Below are 24,503 nucleotides of genomic sequence, written 5' to 3'. Positions count from 1 at the left end.
TCTCCTTTACAGAATGGCCCGCAGAAGCCGGGAATAGACCACCAGAGCGGCACCGAAGATCACGAGGATGATCATCGAAAGCGTAGCGGCGAGAGGCCAGTTGAGCGTCACGATGGCCTGGTCGTAGATTTCCGTTGCCAGAAGGAAGACACGGCCGCCGCCGAGCAGTTTGGGGGTGATGAACGAGCTGACGGCCAGAACGAAAGAGAGCAGGCACCCCAGCGCCACGCCGGGCATGGTGAGCGGCACGATGATCCGCCAGAACACTTTCCAGGGCGATGCGCCGAGCGTTTCCGCAGCTTCCTCGACGCGTGGATCGAGCCTGCCGAAACCGGCAAGCAGCGCCAGGATCATATAGGGCATTAGGATTTCGGTAAGCCCGATGACGACGCCGATCTTGTTGAACAACAGACGAACGCCGCTTTCAGCGCCCAGTGCGAAGAGGATGTTGTTGATGAGCCCATCATCCGCCAGGATCGCGATCCAGCCATAGGTGCGCACCACCGCCGACGTGAGTAGCGGTGAAATGACTAGCACCAGCAGCAGCGTCTTCCAGCGGCCCTGTGCCCGGTGAAGATAAAGCGCGATGGGATAGGAAGCGACAAGCGTCAGGACGGTGATCAGAAGACTGGTGAGAATGCTCTGACCGATCAGTTCGATATAGAAACCGTCGGTGAGTGTTGACGACCAGTTTTCGAGTGTGTGCGCCTCCCCGAGACCGCCGCCGCCGAGGCTTTCGCGGAAGGAAAGCAGGAGCAGATTGAAAACGGGCATGACGAAGGCCAGACCGTTGACCGCAATGATCGGCCCAAGAAGAAGGGTCGCGAGAAAAACGATGGAAGAGGTGCGGCCGCCGGGAGCCGTGATCATGACCGCCGCTGTCATCGGTTCGCTCCGAAGACCAGAGTATCTTCGACGCGCCACACAAGACTGACTGCGCTACCTGCCGAAACCGGCGTCTCGCCGCCCGAAGTCGCACGCTCCACGGATAGGGTCTGTCCGCCGGCGGCAATCTCGTAATGCAGGATGTCACCCGCATAATAGACATCGCGGACCTCCCCGGCGATGCGATTGACGGGCGCGCCGTCGAAATCGGGCGCGGCATCGCCGGCGACCGTCATGGCCATACGATGCGGCCGCACCATCAGGTCGATTTCGCCACTATGCGCGCCGGGCGCACGCAGCACCGCATCACCAACCGTGATGCGGTCGCCGGCCGCATTGCCGACCAGCCTGTTGGTACGGCCGACAAAGGAGGCGACGAAAGCGGTCGCCGGGCGCTCATAGAGATCGTGCGGTGTGCCGAGCTGTTCCAGGCGGCCGCCGTTGAGCACCGCGACCTTGTCACACATGCTTAGCGCCTCGACCTGATCATGCGTGACGAAGATGGATGTGATGCCGAGCTGTTTCTGGATGCGACGGATTTCAGCGCGCATCTCGTCACGCAGCTTGGCATCGAGATTGGAAAGGGGTTCGTCGAACAAAAGGATGGATGGCTGGATGACGAGGGCGCGCGCGAGGGCGACGCGCTGCTGCTGGCCCCCGGAAAGCTGGGCTGGGCGGCGGTCTTCGCGCCCCTCCAGACGGACCATGGCAATGGCTTCACGGGCACGCCGTTCCGCTTCGGCAGCCGGCACCTTGCGCATTTCAAGACCGAACATGACGTTCTTGAGGACCGTCATATGGGGAAAGAGCGCGTAGCTCTGGAAAACGAGGCCAATGTCCCGCTTGTAGGGCGCAAGCTTCGTCACGTCCTTGCCGTCGATCAGGATCGAACCCGAGGAGACGGGAGAGAGGCCTGCAATCATCCGCAGCGACGTCGACTTGCCGCAGCCCGAAGGTCCGAGGAAGGCAACCAGCTCACCCTTGGGAATCTCGAGATTGAGATTATCCACGGCGACGATGGTCTCGTAGCGCTTGGTCAGTGAACGAATCGAGAGGAATCCTGGCTGCATGATATCTGAAGTTCCCATTATGGCTTCTTGCCTTTCTCCAGAACACGTCCAGCCCGCAGGGGAGCGGAAATGCCCTGTCCCTTGATCTAAGCAGGCGCCGCGAAAATTCGCGGCGCTGTTTCGCGGCGCCTCCCTTTCTGCAGGCCTGTCGGCCCGCTCGGAATGCATCGCCGCGTCAGTTCACTCCTTCCGTCGCCCCAGCGCCGACAGAAGAAATGAGCCGAGGGGGTTTGATATGCTGTTTCCGCAACCACTGTGGAGGTCGCGGAAATCCTTTCATTTTGCGCTCGGCGCAAAGTCTCAACGGCTGAGCGGAATGACCTTGCGGCGCCAGTCCTGCGTAATCTGGTCGCGGACCTTGGAGAGGCCAATCCAGTCCACGGGGATGACCTTGTCCATCGCCTTGACGACCGTGCGCTCGCTCACATCGGCAGCAACCGTGGATTTGGAATTGGTCGGCGCATAATACATGGCGGCGGTAAAGGCGGCCTGGGCTTCCGGGCTCAGCGCATAATCAACGAACTTGCGCGCGGCCTCGGACGACGGACCACCCTTGACGAGATTGAGCGTGTTGATCTGGAGGATCGTGCCTTCCTTCGGAAGAACGACCTTCATCTTGCCTTTGGAACCATCGGCATTCACCTGGCTGCGGGCGTTCCAGCCCACGCCCAGCGACACCTGGCCGTTGACGACATTCGGATAGACTTCCGGCTTCGGCTCCCAGGTCTGGACGTTTGGAGCAACTTCAGCCATGGCATTGATGCCGGCATCGATGTTCTTGATGAAGTCGGTGCCGCCATTCATGTGATTCATGATGATGGTCGTACCGATACCGACGATATCAGGGGCGCTCAGCATGGCGACTTTGCCCTTGAGGGCGCTATCCTTCAGGGCATTCCAGCTGTCAGGCGCCGTCTTGATGGCGTCGGTATTGTAAATGAGTACGAGATTGTCGAACGTTACGCCAACACCAGCCACGCCTTCGAAACGCGCATTGGGATAGAGGTCGGCGACATTCTTGGTGACGCTTTCATCGATCTTGTCGAACAGACCTTCATCCGTGCCGGTCTTGGCCACGGAGACATCCATCAGCGCGATATCCGATTGCGGAGCAGCTTTCTGCGCGCGCAGCGAGCCAAGCATGGCGGCAGAGCCCTGCTGCGGGAAATATTCGACCTTGATGTCAGGGTTGGCGGCCATGAAAGGCTCGATGACGGCCTTGGTATAACGCTCCTGGAAAAGGCCGCTATAGCCGAGGAACGTTACCGTCTGCTGGGCATGCGCCGGAAGGGCGGCCGCTCCAAGCATGAGAATCCCACTCAGAAGTATCGATTTCTTCATTGTCCTGTTCTCCTCTATTGTTATTGGGAGTGGCGAACGGATCCGCCACCCGTAAGATTGTGTCAGGCGCTCAGCTTGGCCTGGACGAATTTGTTGGCACCTGAAATATCCGGCAGCTTTTCGCCGTTGCGCAGGCGTTCCAGAAGCACGATCTCGGCCTCCTGCATGCTGATGGCGCGTTCCGCCATGGCGCGGGCCTGGCTCGGATGAAGGGCGACAACGCCGCTTTCATCGCACAGGATCGCATCACCCGGATTGATCATCTGGCCGCCGACGCTGATCGGAACATTGATCGCGCCTTCCAGCCCGAGGATCTTGGTGGTGATGGGCGACGGGCCGCGGCACCACATGGGCATGTCGACCTTGGTGAACTCCGAGAAGTCGGTCGCCGGGCCATCGACGACACCGGCCTTAACGCCAGCCATCTTCATGGTGTTGGTAATGACACCGCCCCAGCAGGCGTGACGGGTATCACCACAACGGTCGATCAGAACAATATCGCCCGGACGCACGAGCTGCGTCAGATAGTGGAGCATGGTCGAATCCGCGTTCGGGATACGCAGCGTGACGGCGGTGCCAGCCACCCGCTTGCCCGGAAGAACCGCCCGGATTTCAGGATCGACGAAGCCGGAATGAAGCACATGACCGATCGTTGCGACTTCGACCTTTTCAAGAAGCTCGATGATGTCGGCGCCGATCTGGTCCGGCATTGGGTTGACGATAAACATTGGGTCTTTCTCCGATCAGAGAACGTGGTGGTTCGCCACCGGTACGTTGGCGCGCACCTTGGCCGAATAGTCGAAGTCGAGGGCGGCCCCGGCGGTTCCGACGCTGTCGGAGCATTGCGCAACGATGTGACCCCAAGGATCGATGACCATGGAATGCCCCCAGCAGGCCTTCTTGCCACCCGCATGGGTGCCGATCTGGCCGACAGCCAGAAAGTAGGTCTGGGTTTCGACGGCGCGGGCGCGGGCCAGCACTTCCCAATGGTCCTTGCCTGTCATCAGGGTGAAGGCGGCTGGCAGAACGATGACGTCTGCACCTTTATCCCGCAGGGCGCGGAACAGTTCGGGGAAACGAATATCGTAGCAAATGCCACAACCAACCGTCTTGTCACCCACCTTGTAGGTCACGACATCTTCGCCACGGGCGACTGAATCGGATTCGCGATAGCTGATGCCGTTCGGCGTGTCGACGTCGAACAGATGAATTTTGCGGTAGCGGGCGATCTGATTACCGTCCGGACCAAAAACGAGTGTCGAATTGTAAAAGCGATTGCCTTCCTTCTCGACGATGGAACCGGCATGCAGCGTGATCGCGTGCTTCTTGGCCAGTCCCGACAGCAGCGCGTAGATTTCGCCGCCGGGGAATTCTTCCCCACTTTCATGCATCTCTTGAGGATTATCTCCAAGAAATGCGAAGTATTCCGGAAGAACAACAAGGTCAGGATTATCCGCCTTAACTGCTTTCTCAATTAGATCGACAGCAACCTTCAGGTTTTCTGCCTTGTCATTCTGGGTATTCATTTGAACAAGTGAGACTTTCACGTTGCTCTCCTCTCATGTTGCGAGGAGAATTAAGAACGGGAACCGTTTTCATTACAAACGGAAAAACTCTATCGAAACCCATAAGGTAAGCTTATAGATTAATCATTTTGCGCTGCAGCGCAAAATTTAGGCGGCTGACGTCATCCATTGCGTGGTGGTTTCACTGACGATTTCCGTCGCCATATCGGCAATGGCTCGGGCAATCGCGTTGTCGCCACGCTCCTGATAGACGGTATGAAAGGTAAGAGGAGGGACCGCGGGGCTGATATCGAGAATACGCGCTTCGCCGGATTTGATGATGCCGTCCACCAGCACGCGTGGCAAAGCGCCCACCCCAACGGCCGCCGCCACAAGGCGGGTCATGATCGACAGCGAATTGGAATTATAGATGCGGCTGTCGGACAGTCCGTGAGAATCCAGCAATGCGCGTAGCGCCTGATGTGGCTGCGAACCGGTCGAGAAGGTAAGTAACGGAAAATGCGCGATATCTTCGAGTGTGACACCCGTTTCGGGCAGCGGCAATTCGACCGCGCCGACCCAACAGGACTCGAACGTACAGAGCGGCGAATTGTAAATATTGGCGGCCATGATCGGCCCCATTATGAAGCCGACATCCACCTCACCATTTTGAATGCGCTGGGATAGTTTCAGGCTGGTGTCGATGGTCAGATCCAGGCTGACACCGGGGTATCGCTCGTTCATGCGGCGGATGAGCAGCGGCAACCAGGCATAGACAATCGTATCGGCGGCACCGATGCGCACGGTGCCTCTCAGAGCCTCCCGGCTACTCACGATCTGTCGGAACTCGCCGGTCAGGTTGACGATCTTTTCGGCATGCTGCAGCGCCAGACGACCAGCAGGTGTTAAGTTGACGCAGCGCACATCGCGCGTGAAAAGCACGACGCCTAGCTCCCTTTCCAGGGCGGCAATTCGGTTGGAAACCGACGCCTGGGTGGTGTGCAACCGCTCCGCAGCCGCCGAAAAGCTGTTCAGCCTTGCAGCCCAGAGGAAGGTTTCGAGAAATCGCGTATTCATGAGCTAAAATCTTCTCGCATGGCTCCGCGATCCAGCACTGCGTCTCTGGCTTCGTCTCGCCCTTGGCCCTTGTGGTTCGAGAGCAAGTATGTCCGATGCAAGCACCCATAAGCAAGGGATCAACGCCGATGGCTTGGCGCCTCTTTTCCACAAAGGCTCGCGTCGGCTTCGTTTCTTCGTTTGTTTCCGTCTTCGATTTGAGAACTGGGAATCAGGCCGACATCGGGTGTCAAATGATGCTGCCGGCTTTACGCTAACGTTGTGCTGGCCCAAACCGCCGCGACGGATGTGGATTAAATAGTTTCCTGCGGTGTTCTCCTGGGTACGACGACGTACGTATAAGGAGGTAGCGCCGTGAAATTCCCCTGCTCCATCATATTCCTGATTGTGACACTTGCTTATACGCCAGTGCCTGCCAGTCCGTTCTCCGCCGCTGCCGGACATTATCGGATCGATCCCGCGTCCCACATCGGGTTTTCAATTGCACAGGTTGCCGGCCCCGGAATCAATGGCACAATTCCCGATATATCCGGCCGCTTCGACATCGACCCGGACCAGCCTTCCAGGTCCTTCGTGGAAATCAAATTGAACCCTTCCAGCGTCCGGACAGGACAGGAACGGGTGGAAAATTTCCTGCGATCCAGCGCGGTTTTCAATATCGCCGCCTATCCGCAAATCGTGTTTCGCTCCAGCCGCGTTACCCAGGACGGGCCGCGCAGCGCGGTGGTCGAAGGTATTCTGACGGCGAGAGGCGTATCCAGATCCGAAACCTTCCACGCAACATTCGTCGAGCAGCAAAAGGGATCGGTCACCTTCCATGTCACCGGCAACGTCCCCCGGATGCCCTATGGAATGGGTGTCGGCGTCCCGCTCTATTCGAATACGGTCGCGTTCGACATAGATTTGAAGGGCGTCAGATAAAAACCAGCGGGACCGGGATTAAATGCCGCTGGCCGGTGTTCTGTCCAGTATCGGACATGGTGTCCGATCCGTTATTCTCAAAGGACTATCTCATGCGTGTAGATCATTTCGTTCTGGTCGGCACTCTGGCGCTCATCTCCACCGTTGCCCTTGCCGAACCCTACGCCGGTGGCGCAGTGGTTGAAACGGCAACGGCCAAGGGCACAATCCTGACTGACGCCAAAGGCATGACCCTTTATACCTTCGACAAGGATGCCGATGGTTCGTCGGCCTGCTATGATGCCTGTGCGAAGAAATGGCCGCCGCTCGCCGCATCGAAAACCGATAAGGCGGATGGCGACTACAAACCAATCGCCCGCAAGGACGGGACGATGCAATGGTCTCATGACGGAAAGCCGCTCTATCGCTGGCAGATGGACAAGAAGCCCGGAGACGTCACAGGCGATGGCGTCGGCGGTGTCTGGCACGTTGCCAAGGAATAGCACTCATGCCGGATTTTCTGGACGAGATAACGAGTTGCATACCAGCGCTTCGACGTTATGCGAACGCGCTCACGCACGATCGCGACACCGCTGACGATCTCGTTCAGGACTGTCTGGAAAGGGCTATCCGTAAAAAGGCGTTGTGGCGGCCGCAGGGTCCGTTGCGTCCATGGCTGTACCGGGTGCTTGTCAATGTCTACCGCAACAATCTGCGCGGCCGAAATCGACGGCCGTCGCAAATCCCGATTGACGATGTCGCGGAACAGCTGTTTGTACCGGCCGCGCAGACAGGCCGGATAGCGCTTGCCGAAATGGCCCGCGCTATTGAAAACCTGTCCGGCGAACACCGCGAAGCACTCCTCCTCGTCGTCATCGAGGGTCTGAGTTACGCGGAAGCGGCAAAGGTTCTTGAAATTCCGCTGGGTACCCTGATGTCCCGTCTGGGGCGAGCCCGAACAGCCTTGGCCCGAATGACACAGGAAGACCAGCCAAATCTCAAGGTGATAAAATGACTGGCAGCCAGCCCCGGATAACCGAAACCGATCTTATCTCTTATGTCGACGGGCAGCTTGAGGACGAGCAGCGGCGTGACGCCGTTCGTGCCCATCTTGCCTCCAATCCGGTCGATGCACGCAAGGTCGAGATGTGGCAGCAGCAAAATGCCACGCTGGCAGCTCTCTATAACCCTGTTGATGTCGATGTCTTGCCCGCGCGCCTCGATGTTTATCGGATGGAGCGGCGCTTGCGATCAAAGCGGGCCGATTGGCGCAACATGGCGGCGGCTTCCATCCTTATCCTGGCTGTTGGACTGACGGGCGGCTGGTTTGCGCGCGGGCTTCTCTCACAGGTCGCGGAGCCTGCCCATTCCATCGTGGCGGATGCGACGCAGGCACATAAATTGTTCGCGAGCGATATTCTCCATCCGGTGGAGCTTCGCGCCGATGCCGAGAACGCTTCCAGTCTGCCAAAATGGCTGTCGAAACGGCTGGACCGCAAACTGAATATCCCGGACCTCACCCGCCACGGTCTGTCCCTTCTCGGCGGACGGATACTTCCGAGCTCGCAAGGAGCCGCAGCTCAACTGATGTACGAAGACAAAAGTGGACAGCGCCTCACTCTTTATATCGTGGCCGCGACTGACTCGAGCGACACCGCCATGCGGCGCTCCAGTGTCGGCTCGCTCGAAACCGTGTCCTGGGACGATGAAACGATCCGCTGCGCTCTGGTCGGCAACCTGCCGGGCGACCGCATGGACGCCATCGCCAAAGACACCTATCAACAGCTGAGTTGACCGATGCAACATTTTCAGGAGCATTTCGATGGCGCACCGGCGGCTGAACGGAGGTGGCGAAATACGGCCGCCTCCTTTGGACTGGTGACGATCGCTTTCCACTGGGCGATCGCGGTCCTTTTCCTCGCGCAGCTTGGGCTGGGATATTGGATGAGCCGCGACAACATCGACCCGGTGCTCCAGTTCGACCTTTTTCAATATCACAAATCGATAGGGTTTCTGGTGCTGACCTTGGCCGTGCCCCGTTTGCTATGGTCGCTTTTCAGCAGGAGGCCGCGGGCATTTGAGGGCGAAGGTCTCGTTTCCCGGCTGGCCGCGCGGGCCGCTCATGCTGCGCTGCTGTTTCTTACCCTTGCCGTTCCGCTTGCCGGTTGGGCAGTCGCGTCGACATCTCCTCTGCAGATCCCCAGCTATGTCTTCGATCTCATCGTCGTGCCAGCGCTGCCCATGGCGATCTCGGACCAGGCCGAAGCCTTCTGGACGGAGGTTCACGCTACTCTGGCCTATCTCGCAGCAATTATCGTCTTCTTTCATGTGATAGCGGCATTGTGGCACCATTTCATCCGAAGAGACCCGACCCTTCGGCGCATGATCCCTTATCTGGCACCCGCGGATAACGAGAGTGAAGCAGCATCCCCTCAAAAATAGAGCGCTCCCAACGATCCGTTTACCCGCGACCCAAAAAGCCCGTTTGAAGCCGGCTCCTTCGGACTACAGGAATATTTGGTTGCGGACCTGCAACCAACTCAAGTTGCAATTCTCAACCAAAAAGCGTAATCGACTGCCAAAAGCTCTCTGGATCGCATCAAATCGGATTGTTTCACGCGGTCGCGTAATGTGCGGCGCAGCAAGCGCCGAAATGCGGCCTCGTGAAGGTGTTTCTTCTCCGCTCTCGATGAGCTGATCGAAACGCCTGCCGTTGGGGGCCCCCAGAGAATGGGATGCATACCCAAACAAGGATGAAAGCAAAGGGCCTAAACCTATTAAACAACGGAATTTGCACGCGCCATCGAAAGCGAGACCACCAGTCCCGGCTGGTTGTCGGCCAGCGTAATATCTACGCCATGCAGGTCGGCGATGGCGCGGACGAGGCTGAGGCCGAGGCCGCTTCCGGGTGTCGAGCGGCTCTTGTCGAGTCGGTAGAGGCGGCGGAAGACCTTGTCGCGCTCGGCTTCTGGAATACCCGGCCCCGTGTCACGGACGGTCGCGAGCAGTCTGTTTCCCGTGGCCGCAAGCGAAAGGTCGATGCGGGTACCCGGCCGGCAATGATTGATCGCATTCTCGACGAGATTGACGAGGAGCTGCATCAGCAATTCGCGATCGCCGGATACCAGCCAAACACCGGGCGATGGTGCGGCAAAACTTAGGAACTGGCCATTGTCTTCGGCGACATCGGCATAAATTTCCACGATGTCGTTCATCAGGCCGAGAAGATCGACAGGGCGGAAACGAACCTTGCGGCCACCCGCCTCGATCTGTGAAATTCGCAGCAACGCCTCAAAAGTGGCGTTGATCTGGTCGCTTTCGCCAAGCGCATCGGCGAGAAGATCCTCGATCGGCTCGCGACGCTCGTTGCGGCCCATGGCATCCTGGATCGTCATTTTCAGGCGGTTGAGCGGCGTCTTGAGATCGTGAGCGATGTCGGCACTGACCTGGCGCATGCTCTCCACCAGCCGCGAGAGGCGCTCCAGCGCGTCGTTGATCTGGATTGACAGGAGATCAATGTCATCGCGCCTGCCACTCAACGGAATGCGCGCCTGCATCCGGCCATTGGAAATATCCACCATGGTCTCGACCACACCGTCAAGGCGCCTCTGTGCCCGCTTCGCCAGGATGACCCCGCCCACCGCGGCAAAGGCAATGGTCAGCACCGCCACCCAGGCGAAGCTGAAAAGGGCGATATCCTCGAAATCATCGGTTTCCGAGAGGCTGCGTCCGACAGTCAGGCGGTTCTGGCCGACCGGCCCGGAGACAACACGGAAGACCGTGTCATCCGGCAGACCGATTTCCCTCGCCGTAATGCTCGCGAGACCATCCTGAAGGCGCGGAACGGTGGCGTTGCCGGCGATGCGCCGACCGTTGGGATCAACCAGTGAAAAGACCCGCTCGTCCGACGTCGGGTGCCTGCCATAGGCTTCGATCGCTGCAACGAGGTCTTCCATGTCGTTGGGTGCATAGTTCGATGTGGTAACCGCATACATTTCAGTGACGGATGTATCCAAGGCACCCATCAATTCCCGCTTCAGGTACTGATAGGTGATGAGACCGGAAATCAGGAAGCCGAGGATGAACAGCAGGCCGAAGGCCAGCGCCAGCCGGAAGGGCGTGCTGCGATACAGCCTAGCGCGGTGCATGCAGGCTATAACCGATATTGCGGATCGTATGGAGAAGCTGGACCGTGAAAGGCTTGTCTATCTTGGCACGCAGGCGGCTGATATGCGTCTCGACGACGCTTGTCTTCGGATCGAAATGAAAGTCCCAGACGCGTTCCAGAAGCATGGTTCGGGTGAGCACCCTGCCCTCGCCGCGCATTAATGTTTCGAGCAACGTGAATTCACGGGGCTGCAGGTCGATGGTCTGATCGCTCCTGCGCACCACCCGCCTGATCAGGTCGATCTCGAGATCGGCCACACGCAGCACCGTCGTCTGCTCCTGGGGCGGCGGGCGGCGGCCAAGTGCGTTGACCCGCGCGAGCAGTTCGGAAAAGGCGAAGGGCTTGACGAGATAGTCGTCTCCGCCGGCTTCCAACCCCTCCACCCGATCGTCGACGCCGCCGACGGAGGTCAGGAAGAGCACCGGCGTCTTGACCTGCGCCGCCCGGATTGCCTTGACGACTGAAAGACCGTCAAGACCCGGAAGCATCCGGTCGACGATGAGAACATCATAGGCTTCACGGGTCGCCTGGAACAGGCCATCACGCCCGTCATCAATCGGATCGCAGACATGCCCCGCCTCCGTCAGGCCCCTGACGATATACTCGATGGTTTTTCGATCATCCTCGATCAGAAGGATACGCATTGAAATCTCGCTTGTTCCGTCAGGCGTCTCATTAGCAGGAAACGGGCCGCCGGTCTTCACCGGATCAGCCCTCTGACACAGGGGAGCGGCCGCTCCGGCCAAGGCTGTTGCGCGGGCCGGAACCTTCATTGGGTGTCAAGCAGCCGCCTCTAGTGCGCCACGGGATCGTCGAGCACGTTCAGCAGCCCGGTAACGGCCTGCTCCGCTTCGGTCGCATCCGGATTGCTCCGGCGCAGGGAGCGAATTGCCGCATCCGCAGCGTCATCGATGACACCCCATTCGGTCTTGTTCATCGGGTAGAGTGTCGGCTCATTCTTATCCCAGGCGGTTTCGAAATCCGTTATCCGCTTTTTTGCCGTGGCGAGATCACCCTTGGCAACAAGCGCCAGCGTGTCCTTGGCGATCGTCTTGAAAGTGGACAGATCGCCGAGATCGCTGACTATCGTCGCCGCAACCGCCGCATTCGTGAAATTCGTCACCGTGACGGACGCCATGAAGAGTGTAGCGACTAGGAGTATTTTTTTCATCGTTGTCTCCGTTCGAGGGCGGACCTCTCGTCCGACCCGGCAACCATGAATGCACGATTTTACCGCAGCTTCGCACCGGGATTACGGATTTGTAAGTTCCGGTGGAGGTGCGCCTTTTTCATCGGCAGACGGGCCGCCTGCTCAAGCATATGCGGCATTCCGACCACGAATTGCGAAGTTGGCTGAGGCATGTTCGTGCTCACCTTACGAAACCGTATCCTTACGGCAAAGCGAGCGTATGGGCGCGCCGGTAGAGAATGTTCGTCCGTCACGGCTCGACGGTCCGAATTCGGGCAATCACGCCCAGCATTTAAGGATAGATCCAATGAAAAAAGTCTTTTTCGCCACTGCGCTCCTCACCAGCATCGCCGGCGTATCGCTTTCCGTTTCCAGCGCGCAGGCAGCCAATGTCCCCTGCGAGGAAATGCTGAAGGACATGCGTGCAGCCAAGGCGACAGCAACGCTGAGCGAAGCAGACATGGCCAAGGTCAACGAGCTGGAAACAAAAGCCGTCGAACGCTGCAACGCCGATGACGATGCCCGTTCCGACGGCTTCCTGAAAGAAGCCATGACCATCATGGGCAAGTAACCCGTCCACGTCTGATCGGAGTACGACGATGACACAAACCGCTTCCCCTTCCCTTCCGGAAAACCGGGTTCCCGAAGTCACCGTGGAATTCTGGCTCATCAAGCTCATGGCCGTCACCATGGGCGAAACCGCTGCGGACTATCTGGCGGTCAACCTGGGTTTCGGCCTGACGGTCACCTCCATTTTGATGACGGCCATCCTCATTGTCGCGCTCCGGTTCCAGTTTGCGCAGAAACGTTATGTGCCGGGCGTCTATTGGACGGCGGTGGTTCTGATCAGCATTGTCGGCACGCTTGTGACGGACAACCTCGTCGATAATTTCGGCGTCGCACTGGAAACCACCGCGATCGGCTTCACGCTGGCCCTGGCCGCAACCTTTGCCATCTGGTACGGGGCGGAAAAGACGCTGTCGATCCACTCAATCTTCACGGCACGCCGGGAAGGATTCTACTGGCTCGCCATCCTTTTCACCTTCGCGCTCGGAACGGCCGCCGGCGACCTTGTGGCCGAGGTTTTCGCACTTGGCTACCTGACGACCGGTATCCTGTTCGGGGCCGTCATCGCCGCGATCGCGGCGGCCTATTACTTCCTGAAGATGGATGCGATCCTGGCGTTCTGGCTGGCCTATATCTTCACCCGCCCGCTCGGCGCATCCTTCGGCGACCTGTTGTCGCAGCCAGTCGATTATGGCGGCCTCGGTTTCGGCACCATCGTGACCAGCTTCATCTTCCTCGCCGTCATCATCGCTCTGGTCTGCTACCTGACGCTCAAGCCGACCCCGAGCCCGGTGGCGTTGCAAGGTGAGCAAAATTAACGACGATTGATACGCCGCCATTACGTTCAACCGCGACGACACTTTTGGAAGGCCTTCCCGGAAACACCGAGGAGGCCTTTTCCATGACCGGTACATAACCGGGAACGGTCCACGCCGCCCAACAAAAGGCCTCCGCAATTTCTTGCGGAGGCTTTTTTTGAATTCAGGTGGAATACCGTCAGGTCACCGGCGACTATTCAACGTCGTTTTCGCCGCCGTTCTCGCCCTTGGCATCATCCGCGACCGGATTGACCTTGCCAGTCATCGCATCGACCGAAACGCTCTTCGATCCATCGGCCGTCATCAGTTCGACTTCAAAAACGGCATCAGCCTGTTCGTTGTCGAGTGCGGCGTTGACCGCCTTGCCACCAATGGACTTTTCGGCCGCGCCGATGGCGTCCGCAAGGTTAAGTTTCGCGCCGTTCAACTTGGCAAATTCGGCGGAATCATCCGCCCCGTTCTGGTGTTCTGCAGCCATCGCGGCAGGAAGAACGGTCAATGGCGCGAAGGTACCTACGGCGATGATGGCAGCCATTGCCGTGACGAGGGATTTGTATCTGGTCATGATCTACTCCAATCGGGCGAACCGGAATGGTTCACCTGGCGGGAATATGAGCGCCCCAGCTTACAACGGTCTCGGCCGGAACTTACACTTCGGTAAAGGGCGCATGGCGCAGGACCGAAACAGGGGTATCGGCTGTCAATCCACGAGTTTTTTGACACTATCGGCAATAGCCAGCGATGGTCAGAACGGATGGCCACGACGCAAGCGGCTTCCCTTTGTAAGCACGACAGATCGGATCAGAGCGGGCACGGTGATTGCGAATTAACTGATTGAGATCAATCATGATCGTCTGGAACGAGCCGATTGCGCCCGTCTCCCCGTCCGCAACCGCACTTCCCCGGAACCGCCGACTCAAGCTTGGGATGCCGGGCACGTCCGCCAAACTGAAAGTCATGGTTGCGCATGAACTCACAATTTATTGTGGTTGCACTTCGGAGCAATTTGGCCTTGTTTGTGGACTCAAAATACTCACGGGGAGAGAAAACAATGTCGATAACAGCAACAACTCGCGCCACCCTGCTGGTGGGATCGCTTCTGATTGGCGCCAGTTCCGCATTTGCAGAAACAGTTCTGCATCGTGGCAATGCCGGGGAACCGCAGACGCTCGATCAGGCGCAGACCTCCATCAACATCGAAGCTTTTATCCTGAAAGACCTTTATGAAGGTCTCACCATTTACGATGCCGCCGGCAAGATCATTCCCGGGACGGCAGAAAGCTGGACGCTTTCTGAGGATGGCACCGTTTACACGTTCAAACTGCGTGCGGATGCAAAGTGGTCGGATGGCACGCCGGTAACGGCTGGAGATTTTGTTTTCTCCTACCAGCGCGTCGAAGACCCGAAGACCGCAGCCAAATATGCGAATATTCTCTACCCGATCAAGAACGCCGAAAAGATCAACAAGGGCGAAACGCCGGTTGACCAGCTTGGCGTCAAGGCGGTGGATGACAAGACCCTTGAGATTACGCTTGAGCGCCCGACACCTTTCTTCGTTGAGCTCCTCGCTCACCAGGCGGCTCTGCCAATTTCGAAGGCGAGCTACGAAAAGAACGGCACCGACTTCGTAAAGCCGGGCGTCATGGTCTCGAACGGTGCTTACAAGCTCGAAGCGCATGTTCCCAATGACAGCTTGACGGTCGTCAAGAACACCAGCTTCTGGGACGCATCGAATACCAAGATCGACAAGGTGATTTTCTACCCGATCGATGATCAGGCCGCATCCGTCCGTCGTTTCGAAGCCAAGGAAATGGACCTCGCGTATAATTTTTCCGCGGACCAGATCGACCGTCTGCGCAAGTCCTATGGCGAACAGGTTCACGTTTCGCCGACGCTTGCGACCTATTATTACACCTTCGACACACGCGAAGCGCCGTATGACGATGTCCGTGTCCGCCAGGCCCTGTCCATGGCAGTCGACCGCGATTTCCTTGCCAAGGAAATCTACAGCGGTTCGCAGGTTCCCGCCTATTCCATGGTTCCCCCGGGCATGGACTCCTACGGTGAACCCGCAAAAGCCGATTTTGCCACGCTGTCGCAGCTTGATCGTGAAGACGAGGCCCTCAAGCTGATGAAGGAAGCCGGTTACGGTGAGGGCGGCAAGCCGCTTTCCATCGAAATCCGCTACAACACCAACCCGAACCACGAACGCGTCGCAACGGCTATCGCGGATATGTGGAAGAACACCTTTGGCGCGAAGGTATCGCTGGTGAACCTCGACGTCGCCTCGCACTATGGCTATCTCCAGGAAGGCGGCAAATTCAACGTGGCGCGTGCCGGGTGGGTTGCCGACTATGCGGATGCGGAAAACTTCCTCGCCCTTTCCATATCCTCCAATAAGACCTTCAACTATTCGAAGTTCAACAATGCCGAATATGACGCGCTGATGCAGAAGTCATATGACGAAAAGGATCCGGCAGCTCGCTCCAAGCTGCTGCATGAGGCAGAAACCATCCTCATGAAAGAACAGCCGGTCGCTCCGCTTCTGACGCAGGCAGACCTGTGGCTGGTTTCCAATCGCGTGAAGGGTTGGGAAGACAATGCTGCTAACGAACACCTCAGCCGCTTCCTGAGCGTTTCCGAATAAGCAGTGCTGGCACGGTGGCTGACACCACCGTGCCATGCGGGGAGCCTGAAAAATCATGATCTCGTTTATCCTGCGCCGTTTGGCGAGCGCCGTGCCGACGTTGTTTATCGTCGTCACGATTTCGTTTTTCCTGATGCGTTTTGCACCGGGCGGTCCGTTCAACCTCGAACGTCCCCTGCCGCCGCAGACCATGGAAAACCTGATGAGAACCTATCATCTGGATGAGCCATTATGGCGCCAGTATCTCATCTATCTCGGCAATGCCGTCACCGGCGATTTCGGCCCGAGCTACATCTACAAGGACAACACCGTCGCGCAATTGATCGGCAAGGGTCTGCCTTATTCGCTGGAGCTTGGTTGTTATGCTCTTCTGCTGGCGCTGGTCGGCGGCGTTCTTGCCGGCACCCTTGCCGCACTCAGGCAGAATAGCGCCTTCGATTTCTCGATCATGTCCATCTCGACCGTCGGCATCACCGTGCCGAACTTCGTTGTCGCGCCTGTTCTCACGCTGATCTTCGCCGTGTTGCTCGGGCTTCTGCCGGCGGGCAGCTGGGGTGATGGATCGCTGCGATATCTCATTCTTCCGATGATCGCGCTCGCTTTGCCACAGCTCGCCGTCATCGCGCGCCTGACACGCGGCGCAATGATCGAGGCCCTGCGGATGGACCATATTCGCACCGCCAGGGCTTACGGCCTTCCAGCCCGCAGCGTGGTGGTGTTTCACGCCATGCGCGCGGCAATGCTGCCGGTCGTTTCCTATCTCGCGCCTTGTGCAGCAGCTCTGTTGACGGGTTCGGCGGTCATCGAGACGATCTTCACTATCCCGGGTGTCGGTCGCTACTTCGTTCTTGGCGCCATCAATCGTGACTACACGCTGGTCATGGGAACGGTCGTTCTCATCGCCATTTTTGTCATCCTGTTCAATCTCGTGGTCGATATTCTCTACGGCCTGCTCGATCCGAGGGTCAGACATGACTGATATCTCCGGCAATATCGCCCCTCAACCATCGGTGAAAAGCCGAAGCCTGTTCCAGCTTGCCGCCATGCGTTTCAGACGAAACAAAGCCGCCATGGCTGGCTCCATCATGCTCGTGCTGATCACGCTTTTCTCGTTTATCGGCCCGCATTTCCTTTCACACACCTATGATCAGGTGTTTTCGTCCTATGTCTCCGTCGCACCAAGCCTCGAGCCGCGGCCGGACGTCAACAACCTCCAGAGCGTCATGGAAGGTGTGGCAGGCCGCGCCCGCGTGGAGCTGAAGGAGTTTTCCGTCGAAGGCCAGACCTTCACGGCAACCGTCACATCCAGCGGCCCGATCGACCCGCGCACGACACGGTATTTCGACCGCGCCAACGAATTCGAAAACACGAAGGTCGTTGCAACGGAAGATGATGGTCGAACGCTGAAGCTGGAAGGCGATGTCAATCGCGAATACTTCTTCTTCGGCACGGATTCCAACGGTCGCGATATGCTGGCTCGCGTCATGCTGGGCGGTCAGATCTCCATCGCCGTCGGCGTTCTCGCCAGTCTCGTTTCGCTCGGCATCGGCGTTCTTTACGGTGCAACGGCGGGCTACATCGGTGGGCGCGTCGACAATGTGATGATGCGTTTCGTCGAAATCCTCTATTCGCTCCCCTTCGTCTTCCTGGTCGTCGTTCTCGTGGTCTTTTTCGGGCGCAGCTTCATCCTGATCTTCCTTGTGATCGGCGCGGTGGAGTGGCTGGATATGGCCCGTATCGTCCGTGGCCAGACGCTTGCCCTGAAACGGCGCGAATTCGTGGGTGCGGCCCAGGCTTTGGGCCTGACCGACTGGCAGATCATCCGCCGCCACATCATTCCGAATACGATCGGGCCGGTCGTCGTGTTCGTCACGGTTGTCGTACCCAAAGTCATTCTTCTGGAAAGCTTCCTCTCCTTCCTCGGTCTTGGCGTGCAGGCGCCGCTGACGAGCTGGGGAGCGTTGATTTCCGAAGGCGCGAACAATATCCAATCAGCCCCGTGGCTATTGATATTTCCGGCAATTTTCTTCGTGCTGACCCTGTTTTCGCTCAATTTTGTGGGCGACGGGTTGCGTGATGCACTCGATCCCAAGGATCGTTGACATGAATACGACATCTGAAACCATTCTCACTGTCCGCAATCTCAAGGTCGATTTCACGACGCCGGACGGCACGGTGAACGCCGTCAAAGGCATCGATCTCGATGTCAAACAGGGGGAAACGCTTGCCGTTGTCGGAGAATCCGGATCCGGCAAAAGCCAGACCATGATGGGCATCATGGGACTGCTATCCTCCAACGGCATCATCCAGGGTTCTGCCAAATATCGTGGACGCGAGTTGATAAACCTGCCGGTCAACGAGCTGAACAATATCCGTGGCGCGAAAATCACCATGATTTTCCAGGAGCCTATGACCTCGCTCGATCCGCTCTACAGGATCGGCGCGCAGATCGCCGAACCCATCGTCCACCACCGGGGCGGCAGCAAGAAGGAAGCGCGGGCACGCGTTCTCGAACTCCTGAAGCTCGTGGGGATTCCGGAGCCGGAGCGGCGCATCGACAGCTATCCGCATGAGCTTTCCGGCGGGCAGCGCCAGCGCGTCATGATCGCCATGGCGCTGGCAAACGAGCCGGATATTCTGATCGCGGATGAGCCAACCACCGCGCTCGACGTGACAATCCAGGCGCAGATTCTCGATCTTCTGAAGTCGTTGCAGCAGCGCTTCGGCATGGCCGTGGTGCTGATCACGCACGATCTGGGTGTGGTCAGACATTTTGCTGATCGTGTTGCGGTCATGCGCCGTGGCGAGATCGTTGAAGCCGGTACAACGGAAGATATCTTCGAGCGCCCGCAGGCGGACTATACGAAGATGCTTCTCGATGCCGAGCCCAGCGGACACAAGCCGCCTGTCGGTGAAGGAGCGCCGGTCGTTCTCGCCGGCCAGAACGTGACGATTGATTATGTGATTCCGGGCGGATTCCTGTCGAAGTCGCGGGAGTTTCGCGCCGTGGACGGCGTCAATGTCAGCCTTCATCAAGGGCAGACCATCGGCATCGTCGGTGAATCCGGATCAGGCAAATCCACGCTCGGTCGTGCACTTCTTCGCCTGGCACCGTCAAAAGGCCAGATTTTCTTCGGCAAGACGGAAATCACCGGACTTGATCGTAAGGCAATGAGGCCCTTGCGGCGGCAGCTGCAGCTTGTGTTTCAGGATCCCTATGGATCTCTTTCGCCAAGACAGACTGTTGGAGAGATCATCACCGAGGGCCTTTTTGTGCACGAGCCGCAGCTCAGCCGCGCAGAGAGAGACGAACGGGCAATCGCAGCGCTGAAAGAAGTCGGTCTCGACCCCGCCGCCCGCAACCGCTACCCGCACGAGTTTTCAGGCGGACAACGTCAGCGTATCGCAATTGCCCGCGCGATCATCCTCAAGCCGGATGTCGTCATTCTCGACGAACCCACATCTGCACTGGACCGATCCGTTCAAGGACAAGTCATCGACCTGCTGCGTGGTTTGCAGAAGACACATGGCCTTTCCTACATCTTCATCAGCCACGACCTTTCCGTGATCAAGGCCATTTCGGATTACGTCATCGTCATGAAAAACGGGAAGATCGTGGAGGAGGGAGAAACCGACGCGATATTCGACAGGCCGACGGCTGAATATACCAAAACACTGATCAAATCCGCGTTTTCGGCAGAGGTGGCAGGATAGAGTATCGCCCGGTCGTGCCGGGCGTTCGAGCGCGACAGAACAATCACGATCACTCGGCCAGCGCGTTCAAAATGAACCGCACCGGGTTTGCCGGAGGCCATTTGGTTTGAGTTATGCGGCCATGGCTGGTTCGTCCAGCATGGCGTAGTAGCGTTCTTCAGCTTCGGCTGGCGGTATGTTTCCGATGGCCTCCAGAAGCCGTCGGTGGTTGAACCAATCGACCCATTCCAGAGTGGCGAATTCCGCCGCTTCGAAGTTCCTCCATGGCCCGCGCCGGTGAATGACCTCGGCCTTGTAGAGACCGTTGATCGTTTCGGCGAGGGCATTGTCATAACTGTTGCCGACACTTCCGACAGAAGGCTCTATGCCAGCTTCTGCCGGCCGCTCGGAGTACCGGATGGACACGTATTGAACGCCTCTGTCCGAATGGTGCACGAGCCCGCCGCCGTAAACGGGACGCTGATCATGAAGCGCCTGTTCAACGGCATCGAGGACAAAGCTCGCATGTGCCGTCCGGCTAGCCCGCCAGCCAACGATGCGCCGGGCAAAGACGTCGATCACAAAGGCCACGTAGACGAAACCCTGCCAGGTCGCGACATAGGTGAAGTCCGAAACCCACAGCCTGTTTGGTGCTGGGGCTTTGAACTGGCGGTTTACCCGGTCAAGCGGGCTCGGAGCTGCCTTGTCCGAGAATGTCGTGCGGACCGGCTTTCCTCGAATAATCCCCTGCAGGCTCGTCGACCTCATAAGCCGAGCGACCGTGCAGCGGGCGATGTCGTAGCCTTCTCGTTGCAACTGCCGCCAGACTTGACGCACGCCGTAGACCTGGAAGTTCTCATTGAACACCCGGCGTATCTCGATCTTCATGCCGATATCGCTGCGGGCGCGAACCGAGAGGCGGTCCACATCGAAGCGCTTGGCTACGTTCTCGCAGTAGGTTGATGGGGCAATCGGCAAAAGCCTGCAGATCGGCTTGACCCCGAACGCGCTACGGTGTTCGTCAATGAACGAGATCATCGTTTGAAGGGGCGGTCGAGCTCCACCATCGCGAAATAAGCAGACGCCTTGCGCAAAATCTCGTTGGCCTGACGAAGCTCGCGGTTTTCCCGCTCAAGAGCCTTCATCTTCTCGGCCGCGTCGCTCGGCAAGCCTGCTCGTTTGCCGCTGTCGACCTCGGTCTTCTTCACCCATTCATGCAGCGTGGCTGGCGAGCAACCGATCTTGCCCGCAATAGATGAGACGGCTGCCCACCGCGACGGGCGCTCTGCCTCGTGATCCAGCACCATACGGATGGCACGTTCGCGGACTTCAGGTGAAAACTTGTTCGTTGTTTTGCTCATATCGGCTCCACTCTCTCAGAAGTTGGAGCCTCCGGCAAACCCGGTGCGGTTCTAGGCTTTCAACACAAGTTAACCTGAGATCACTCGAAAATATATCTGAAACGCGTGGCAGTAATCGCCTGACGATTGGCCGAATATGTCGGCTGTATTGCCTATTATCGGACCGCTATACCCGTCTAGAATATAATTCTTGGCGGCTGGGTTTTGTACGGTCAAGTTTTGTTTACGGGAATTGCTTAGCCGCCGTGACTGCCGCGGGTCTGCCAGTATACGCCTTACGACACCGACGTGGGTCTATGTTCACGAGTAGCAAGCGGTCTGGTTTTGGCCAGAATGCCTCGCGTCTTAGTTGACCGGACTGATAAATCTAGACTTTGCTCGTAGGCCTAGATCGGTTTCCGGATCGACGCGTGTCCTGACAGTGGTCACGTGGCTATCAAAGTTCAAACAGGTGGCGCACATGGATCTAGCAAATTTTCTTTATCTCGCTGACTTTGCTCGACATTAGAGGATGCTAAAATGTCAACTAGAGATGATGAACGTTCTGTCCAGACAACGCCGGTGTTTTACCTCGGGTTAATATTCTCGATCTCTGGGTTGCTGGTGGGTTTTCTTTTTGCGGGATATGTGACGATTTCGGCCGCGGCGTTTGTCGGCCTTTTCTTGGGCATCCTGATTGGCTGGCATGCGAGAGGCCTCCTATGATAACGGTGACTGTTGGAGTTGATGAGCGACCCTCAGACCGAATTCCACTGCCCATTCCACGACGGTGTGAAACGTGACGGAAATGTCGCGCTCGTAAACCTCTAGAAGGGGTGATTCAGAACTTCGCGCCGACGGCAACGCCCACTTCTACATAGTGTCAGCCAAGAGACGACTCGATGTAACGCTAATCGGGCTGGTAGAAAATACGACATGGTCTGAGTTATGGTAAGGCTACTCCGGCCAGGTCCTTTTGAAGCGCGAGTGCCCTGAGGAATTACAGGTCGAAGTGGATGGCTGTGTTCTTCAAAGGGTTGGGACGAAGAGATTTCTGATCTCGGAGCAGGCGTCGACAAAACCTTGAGGCGCGCCTACCAAATGAAACTTGCGTCACCCGTCCAGAATGAAGCCTACCCACATAAAGGGGTAAGTCACGGAGAAGTCACCGAGCAATCCATGGCTGGATTGGCCGTCCATTTGGCAAAAAATGACTGCCTCACATCTTTGTGCCGTGAGTGCGTTGGCCATATTGTCCGGCGACGGAGTGGTTTATCGATAGAATAAGTGGCTTGGTATGTTCAGGAATCTCTGGAGGTGAATTGGTCGATGTTTTGGCGTGGACGTCACTAGTTGTTGCTATCATCACCGCACTCTGGTTGCCGGGCCGCGAGCGCCGACACTGCAATAGCCAGATAGCATTTAGTGCTGCTCTCCTCGCTGTGGCTTCTACGCTGTTTATTTTGGTATACCCAAACGATCGACGCGTTGTAGCGATGTTTATGGTGCTTGGCGTAGTAATACTGGAGTTGATCAAATTGTTTATTTCACCTCGGCGGGCAACAGTAACGGTTTTATTGCTGAAGGTTGTCGCCGCATTAATCGGTACTCTCCTCGGAGCGATCTTGGTTCTCGCAGCACAATAGAAATCGGTCGGAATCAATTTTTGGTGTTGGAATTCCTCAACGCGAAGCGGCTCCCTTTGTCTCGCGGGCAATTGCAATACTGCAGCGCGACAGGAGCAAGCGGGCAGGATTGCGCAGTTTTAAAACGTATTGGTCGATGGACGGCACCAAGTGCAACCAAATTAGGACACTGTTTTCTTGGCGTATATAACCTTCATGCGCGTGTTAGCTTCACTCGTTCTAGCTCTCATCACACTGTCCTCGTGCGCACGCAGACCGGGCTCAGACGTTTTGCAACCGATGGATACAAAAGCATATGGTGCGAAAACGGTAACCGCCTATGTGGCAAGTACACGCCAAGAAAGCGATCGGGGTAAAGGCTTCGGAACGGATCGCGCAGCGAGAGCTAACTATGCCCAATTCGATATTTCCATTCCACCTACACACCAAAAGGGGAAAATCGAGTGGGCGAGCGGCAAGCCAAATCCCAAGACAGACTTTGTCGTGACAGGCGCCAACATGCTCAGCGAGGAAACATTCAATACCGATCTTGGCCGGATCGCCAAGTCAGGCAGGCAGATAGGCCTTTTTGTGCACGGCTACAATCACAGCTACCAGGAAGCCTTATTCCGGGGAGCACAAATGGCCGCCGATGCGGATATCGATGGCATACCGGTGGTGTTTTCGTGGCCCTCGCAGGCAAAAGTCACGGGCTACATTGCAGACAAGCAGTCCGCGACTTATTCACGCGATGCACTCGCGAAGGTCATAGCTAACCTCGCCCTACAATCCCCGAAGCGAAAGATTATTGTGTTTGGTCACAGTATGGGGGGATGGCTTATCATGGAAGCCTTGCGCCAATTGCGGTTCCAGGGACGAAACGACGTCATTGCCAAACTTCAGGTCGTTCTGGCGGCTCCAGATATCGACGCCGACGTGTTTCGTAAACAGGTCGAGGTCGTTGGGCGGCTTGAGCCGCCCCTAACGGTCATGGTTTCAAAAGATGACCGTGCTCTCAAGGTTTCATCCATACTGGGCGCTGATGTTAAACGGATTGGGGCACTGGATGTCAAGAACCCTTCCGTCCAGCTAGTTGCCTTGCGCTACGGCGTACAATTCATTGATATTTCTGACGTGGAAGCGTCGGGCCTGCTCAACCATGATCGCTACACGGCACTAGCGGCGCTGCTGCCGCAGTTGGAAGAAAGTACCCGCGGGCAAAGGTCGGAGTTTGGGCGAGCGGGAGCATTCGTATTTGATACAATTGGAGCGACCCTTTCTAGCCCATTTCATCTCGCGAGCAAAATTGTTAATCCTGAGCATTGATTTCAGTTTTTTGGCGTTTTCACTCGGGAAAACGTCAGCGGACACGGTCAATGATCTTTTATGACCCTTGATCTCTCCATCAATCGCTGTCGTATGCGTTGATGTACCGATCCGTAAGCGGCACGCTTTCTTTTCTCGCAGGCGAGTTTTTGGGGTGCGACGGCTCGGCGTTTTTGTCTCCGCTAGACGGTGCTGCCAAGAGCAAACGCGTGATCTCTTTATGACGAGGACCTCCGGCAGATTTCTCTGCTCTCCCTCATAAGAACTCTCGCACTCGCCGTCCCAGTCTGTTGTCAAGCTGCCGCGGGACTCGTGCCATCCTGGCTATCTCTTTCACCAACAAGGTTTGATC

General features: G+C 57.4%; 24 protein-coding genes and 1 other annotated feature. Of the genes, 13 read left to right on the top strand and 11 right to left on the bottom strand.

The window, feature by feature from the left end:
* Positions 1 to 6: 6 nt before the first annotated feature.
* The 6 genes from JZY08_RS21340 to JZY08_RS21315 form a co-directional block, all read right to left on the bottom strand.
* Entirely contained in the window at positions 7 to 885 is an 879-nt protein-coding gene (locus tag JZY08_RS21340; RefSeq protein ID WP_216331626.1) for an ABC transporter permease, read from the bottom strand.
* Positions 882 to 1,955: an ABC transporter ATP-binding protein gene (locus JZY08_RS21335; protein ID WP_035228489.1), complete on the bottom strand. Its 1,074-nt coding sequence runs from the start codon at positions 1,953 to 1,955 to the stop codon at positions 882 to 884. Before JZY08_RS21335 ends, JZY08_RS21340 begins: the two co-directional genes overlap by 4 nt.
* 300 nt (positions 1,956 to 2,255) lie before the next feature.
* Positions 2,256 to 3,296, bottom strand: coding sequence for an ABC transporter substrate-binding protein (locus JZY08_RS21330; protein WP_035228476.1), 1,041 nt, complete (start codon positions 3,294 to 3,296; stop codon positions 2,256 to 2,258).
* Positions 3,297 to 3,358: 62 nt separating this feature from the next.
* A complete protein-coding gene (locus tag JZY08_RS21325) occupies positions 3,359 to 4,024 on the bottom strand; it encodes an RraA family protein (protein WP_216331625.1) in 666 nt (221 codons plus the stop codon).
* A 15-nt stretch (positions 4,025 to 4,039) separates the two neighbouring features.
* On the bottom strand, positions 4,040 to 4,843 hold the full coding sequence (locus tag JZY08_RS21320; RefSeq protein WP_216331624.1) for a carbon-nitrogen hydrolase family protein: 804 nt from the start codon (positions 4,841 to 4,843) through the stop codon (positions 4,040 to 4,042).
* A 126-nt stretch (positions 4,844 to 4,969) separates the two neighbouring features.
* Entirely contained in the window at positions 4,970 to 5,878 is a 909-nt protein-coding gene (locus tag JZY08_RS21315) for a LysR family transcriptional regulator (protein WP_216331623.1), read from the bottom strand.
* A gap of 354 nt (positions 5,879 to 6,232) precedes the next feature.
* On the opposite strand from JZY08_RS21315, the gene JZY08_RS21310 reads away from it, so the two are divergent.
* The 5 genes from JZY08_RS21310 to JZY08_RS21290 all read left to right on the top strand — a co-directional run bounded on the left by JZY08_RS21310 (position 6,233) and on the right by JZY08_RS21290 (position 9,220).
* Positions 6,233 to 6,799 carry a YceI family protein gene (locus JZY08_RS21310; protein ID WP_216331622.1) on the top strand — a complete coding sequence of 189 codons (567 nt, stop codon included), beginning with the start codon at positions 6,233 to 6,235 and terminating at the stop codon, positions 6,797 to 6,799.
* 92 nt (positions 6,800 to 6,891) lie between these two features.
* Entirely contained in the window at positions 6,892 to 7,281 is a 390-nt protein-coding gene (locus JZY08_RS21305) for a hypothetical protein (RefSeq protein ID WP_082185187.1), read from the top strand.
* 5 nt (positions 7,282 to 7,286) lie between these two features.
* Entirely contained in the window at positions 7,287 to 7,793 is a 507-nt protein-coding gene (locus JZY08_RS21300) for a sigma-70 family RNA polymerase sigma factor (protein ID WP_216331621.1), read from the top strand.
* Positions 7,790 to 8,572 (top strand): anti-sigma factor, encoded by a 783-nt coding sequence (locus JZY08_RS21295; RefSeq protein ID WP_216331620.1) that lies wholly within the window; start codon positions 7,790 to 7,792, stop codon positions 8,570 to 8,572. Before JZY08_RS21300 ends, JZY08_RS21295 begins: the two co-directional genes overlap by 4 nt.
* 3 nt (positions 8,573 to 8,575) lie before the next feature.
* A complete protein-coding gene (locus JZY08_RS21290; protein ID WP_216331619.1) occupies positions 8,576 to 9,220 on the top strand; it encodes a cytochrome b in 645 nt (214 codons plus the stop codon).
* A 335-nt stretch (positions 9,221 to 9,555) separates the two neighbouring features.
* Here the strand turns inward: JZY08_RS21290 and JZY08_RS21285 are convergent, their stop codons facing one another.
* The 3 genes from JZY08_RS21285 to JZY08_RS21275 all read right to left on the bottom strand — a co-directional run bounded on the left by JZY08_RS21285 (position 9,556) and on the right by JZY08_RS21275 (position 12,117).
* The gene (locus tag JZY08_RS21285; protein WP_216331618.1) at positions 9,556 to 10,926 is read right to left on the bottom strand and encodes a HAMP domain-containing sensor histidine kinase; all 1,371 of its coding nucleotides are present in this window, start codon (positions 10,924 to 10,926) and stop codon (positions 9,556 to 9,558) included.
* Positions 10,913 to 11,590 (bottom strand): response regulator, encoded by a 678-nt coding sequence (locus JZY08_RS21280; RefSeq protein WP_082185199.1) that lies wholly within the window; start codon positions 11,588 to 11,590, stop codon positions 10,913 to 10,915. Before JZY08_RS21280 ends, JZY08_RS21285 begins: the two co-directional genes overlap by 14 nt.
* 149 nt (positions 11,591 to 11,739) lie before the next feature.
* Entirely contained in the window at positions 11,740 to 12,117 is a 378-nt protein-coding gene (locus JZY08_RS21275) for a hypothetical protein (protein WP_253204084.1), read from the bottom strand.
* A 325-nt stretch (positions 12,118 to 12,442) separates the two neighbouring features.
* Between JZY08_RS21275 and JZY08_RS21270 the strand changes: the two genes are divergently transcribed.
* Together JZY08_RS21270 and JZY08_RS21265 are read left to right on the top strand one after the other, a co-directional pair.
* On the top strand, positions 12,443 to 12,706 hold the full coding sequence (locus tag JZY08_RS21270) for a hypothetical protein (protein ID WP_216331617.1): 264 nt from the start codon (positions 12,443 to 12,445) through the stop codon (positions 12,704 to 12,706).
* Between the two features lie 28 nt (positions 12,707 to 12,734).
* Positions 12,735 to 13,520, top strand: coding sequence for a hypothetical protein (locus JZY08_RS21265; RefSeq protein WP_216331616.1), 786 nt, complete (start codon positions 12,735 to 12,737; stop codon positions 13,518 to 13,520).
* Positions 13,521 to 13,713: 193 nt separating this feature from the next.
* Here JZY08_RS21265 and JZY08_RS21260 read toward each other — a convergent pair whose 3' ends face one another.
* Positions 13,714 to 14,085 carry a PepSY domain-containing protein gene (locus tag JZY08_RS21260; protein WP_082185200.1) on the bottom strand — a complete coding sequence of 124 codons (372 nt, stop codon included), beginning with the start codon at positions 14,083 to 14,085 and terminating at the stop codon, positions 13,714 to 13,716.
* 486 nt (positions 14,086 to 14,571) lie between these two features.
* Here JZY08_RS21260 and JZY08_RS21255 point away from each other — a divergent pair, with 486 nt between their 5' ends.
* The 4 genes from JZY08_RS21255 to JZY08_RS21240 are packed head-to-tail and all read left to right on the top strand — an operon-like array spanning position 14,572 to position 19,881.
* On the top strand, positions 14,572 to 16,167 hold the full coding sequence (locus JZY08_RS21255) for a peptide ABC transporter substrate-binding protein (protein ID WP_003498069.1): 1,596 nt from the start codon (positions 14,572 to 14,574) through the stop codon (positions 16,165 to 16,167).
* Between the two features lie 55 nt (positions 16,168 to 16,222).
* Complete coding sequence (oppB, locus tag JZY08_RS21250) at positions 16,223 to 17,146, top strand: oligopeptide ABC transporter permease OppB (RefSeq protein ID WP_216331615.1); 924 nt, start codon at positions 16,223 to 16,225, stop codon at positions 17,144 to 17,146.
* Positions 17,139 to 18,269: an ABC transporter permease gene (locus JZY08_RS21245; RefSeq protein ID WP_003498066.1), complete on the top strand. Its 1,131-nt coding sequence runs from the start codon at positions 17,139 to 17,141 to the stop codon at positions 18,267 to 18,269. Before oppB ends, JZY08_RS21245 begins: the two co-directional genes overlap by 8 nt.
* A gap of 1 nt (position 18,270) precedes the next feature.
* Entirely contained in the window at positions 18,271 to 19,881 is a 1,611-nt protein-coding gene (locus tag JZY08_RS21240; protein WP_003498064.1) for an ABC transporter ATP-binding protein, read from the top strand.
* Positions 19,882 to 19,992: 111 nt separating this feature from the next.
* On the opposite strand, the gene JZY08_RS21235 is transcribed toward JZY08_RS21240, so the two are convergent.
* Positions 19,993 to 21,221 (bottom strand): IS3 family transposase gene (locus JZY08_RS21235; protein WP_216331614.1). Its coding sequence is split into 2 segments (ribosomal slippage): positions 19,993 to 20,927 and positions 20,927 to 21,221, totalling 1,230 coding nucleotides; the frame shifts between segments, so codons are not numbered across the junction.
* Positions 20,824 to 20,940 (bottom strand) — a sequence feature (AL1L pseudoknot). (Overlaps the previous gene by 117 nt.)
* 1,301 nt (positions 21,222 to 22,522) lie before the next feature.
* Between JZY08_RS21235 and JZY08_RS21230 the strand changes: the two genes are divergently transcribed.
* Together JZY08_RS21230 and JZY08_RS21225 are read left to right on the top strand one after the other, a co-directional pair.
* Positions 22,523 to 22,846 (top strand): hypothetical protein, encoded by a 324-nt coding sequence (locus tag JZY08_RS21230; RefSeq protein WP_216331613.1) that lies wholly within the window; start codon positions 22,523 to 22,525, stop codon positions 22,844 to 22,846.
* Between the two features lie 195 nt (positions 22,847 to 23,041).
* Positions 23,042 to 24,151 carry an alpha/beta hydrolase gene (locus JZY08_RS21225; RefSeq protein WP_216333483.1) on the top strand — a complete coding sequence of 370 codons (1,110 nt, stop codon included), beginning with the start codon at positions 23,042 to 23,044 and terminating at the stop codon, positions 24,149 to 24,151.
* Positions 24,152 to 24,503 lie beyond the last annotated feature (352 nt).

This window comes from Rhizobium sp. X9, assembly GCF_018873185.1.
GTDB classification, from domain to species: Bacteria; Pseudomonadota; Alphaproteobacteria; order Rhizobiales; family Rhizobiaceae; genus Agrobacterium; species Agrobacterium oryzihabitans.
This window is presented reverse-complemented; position numbering and strand designations above follow the sequence as displayed.

What these genes read in the sequence shown, in the direction of transcription:
- JZY08_RS21330 (WP_035228476.1), bottom strand. Translation starts at nt 3,296, where the DNA reads ATGAAGAAATCGATACTTCTGAGTGGGATTCTCATGCTTGGAGCGGCC.
- JZY08_RS21265 (WP_216331616.1), top strand. Translation starts at nt 12,735, where the DNA reads ATGACACAAACCGCTTCCCCTTCCCTTCCGGAAAACCGGGTTCCCGAA.
- JZY08_RS21285 (WP_216331618.1), bottom strand. Translation starts at nt 10,926, where the DNA reads ATGCACCGCGCTAGGCTGTATCGCAGCACGCCCTTCCGGCTGGCGCTG.
- JZY08_RS21225 (WP_216333483.1), top strand. Translation starts at nt 23,042, where the DNA reads ATGCGCGTGTTAGCTTCACTCGTTCTAGCTCTCATCACACTGTCCTCG.
- JZY08_RS21335 (WP_035228489.1), bottom strand. Translation starts at nt 1,955, where the DNA reads ATGCAGCCAGGATTCCTCTCGATTCGTTCACTGACCAAGCGCTACGAG.
- JZY08_RS21275 (WP_253204084.1), bottom strand. Translation starts at nt 12,117, where the DNA reads ATGAAAAAAATACTCCTAGTCGCTACACTCTTCATGGCGTCCGTCACG.
- JZY08_RS21340 (WP_216331626.1), bottom strand. Translation starts at nt 885, where the DNA reads ATGACAGCGGCGGTCATGATCACGGCTCCCGGCGGCCGCACCTCTTCC.
- JZY08_RS21315 (WP_216331623.1), bottom strand. Translation starts at nt 5,878, where the DNA reads ATGAATACGCGATTTCTCGAAACCTTCCTCTGGGCTGCAAGGCTGAAC.
- JZY08_RS21290 (WP_216331619.1), top strand. Translation starts at nt 8,576, where the DNA reads ATGCAACATTTTCAGGAGCATTTCGATGGCGCACCGGCGGCTGAACGG.
- JZY08_RS21255 (WP_003498069.1), top strand. Translation starts at nt 14,572, where the DNA reads ATGTCGATAACAGCAACAACTCGCGCCACCCTGCTGGTGGGATCGCTT.
- JZY08_RS21295 (WP_216331620.1), top strand. Translation starts at nt 7,790, where the DNA reads ATGACTGGCAGCCAGCCCCGGATAACCGAAACCGATCTTATCTCTTAT.
- JZY08_RS21260 (WP_082185200.1), bottom strand. Translation starts at nt 14,085, where the DNA reads ATGACCAGATACAAATCCCTCGTCACGGCAATGGCTGCCATCATCGCC.
- JZY08_RS21245 (WP_003498066.1), top strand. Translation starts at nt 17,139, where the DNA reads ATGACTGATATCTCCGGCAATATCGCCCCTCAACCATCGGTGAAAAGC.
- JZY08_RS21240 (WP_003498064.1), top strand. Translation starts at nt 18,271, where the DNA reads ATGAATACGACATCTGAAACCATTCTCACTGTCCGCAATCTCAAGGTC.
- oppB (WP_216331615.1), top strand. Translation starts at nt 16,223, where the DNA reads ATGATCTCGTTTATCCTGCGCCGTTTGGCGAGCGCCGTGCCGACGTTG.
- JZY08_RS21300 (WP_216331621.1), top strand. Translation starts at nt 7,287, where the DNA reads ATGCCGGATTTTCTGGACGAGATAACGAGTTGCATACCAGCGCTTCGA.
- JZY08_RS21280 (WP_082185199.1), bottom strand. Translation starts at nt 11,590, where the DNA reads ATGCGTATCCTTCTGATCGAGGATGATCGAAAAACCATCGAGTATATC.
- JZY08_RS21270 (WP_216331617.1), top strand. Translation starts at nt 12,443, where the DNA reads ATGAAAAAAGTCTTTTTCGCCACTGCGCTCCTCACCAGCATCGCCGGC.
- JZY08_RS21305 (WP_082185187.1), top strand. Translation starts at nt 6,892, where the DNA reads ATGCGTGTAGATCATTTCGTTCTGGTCGGCACTCTGGCGCTCATCTCC.
- JZY08_RS21325 (WP_216331625.1), bottom strand. Translation starts at nt 4,024, where the DNA reads ATGTTTATCGTCAACCCAATGCCGGACCAGATCGGCGCCGACATCATC.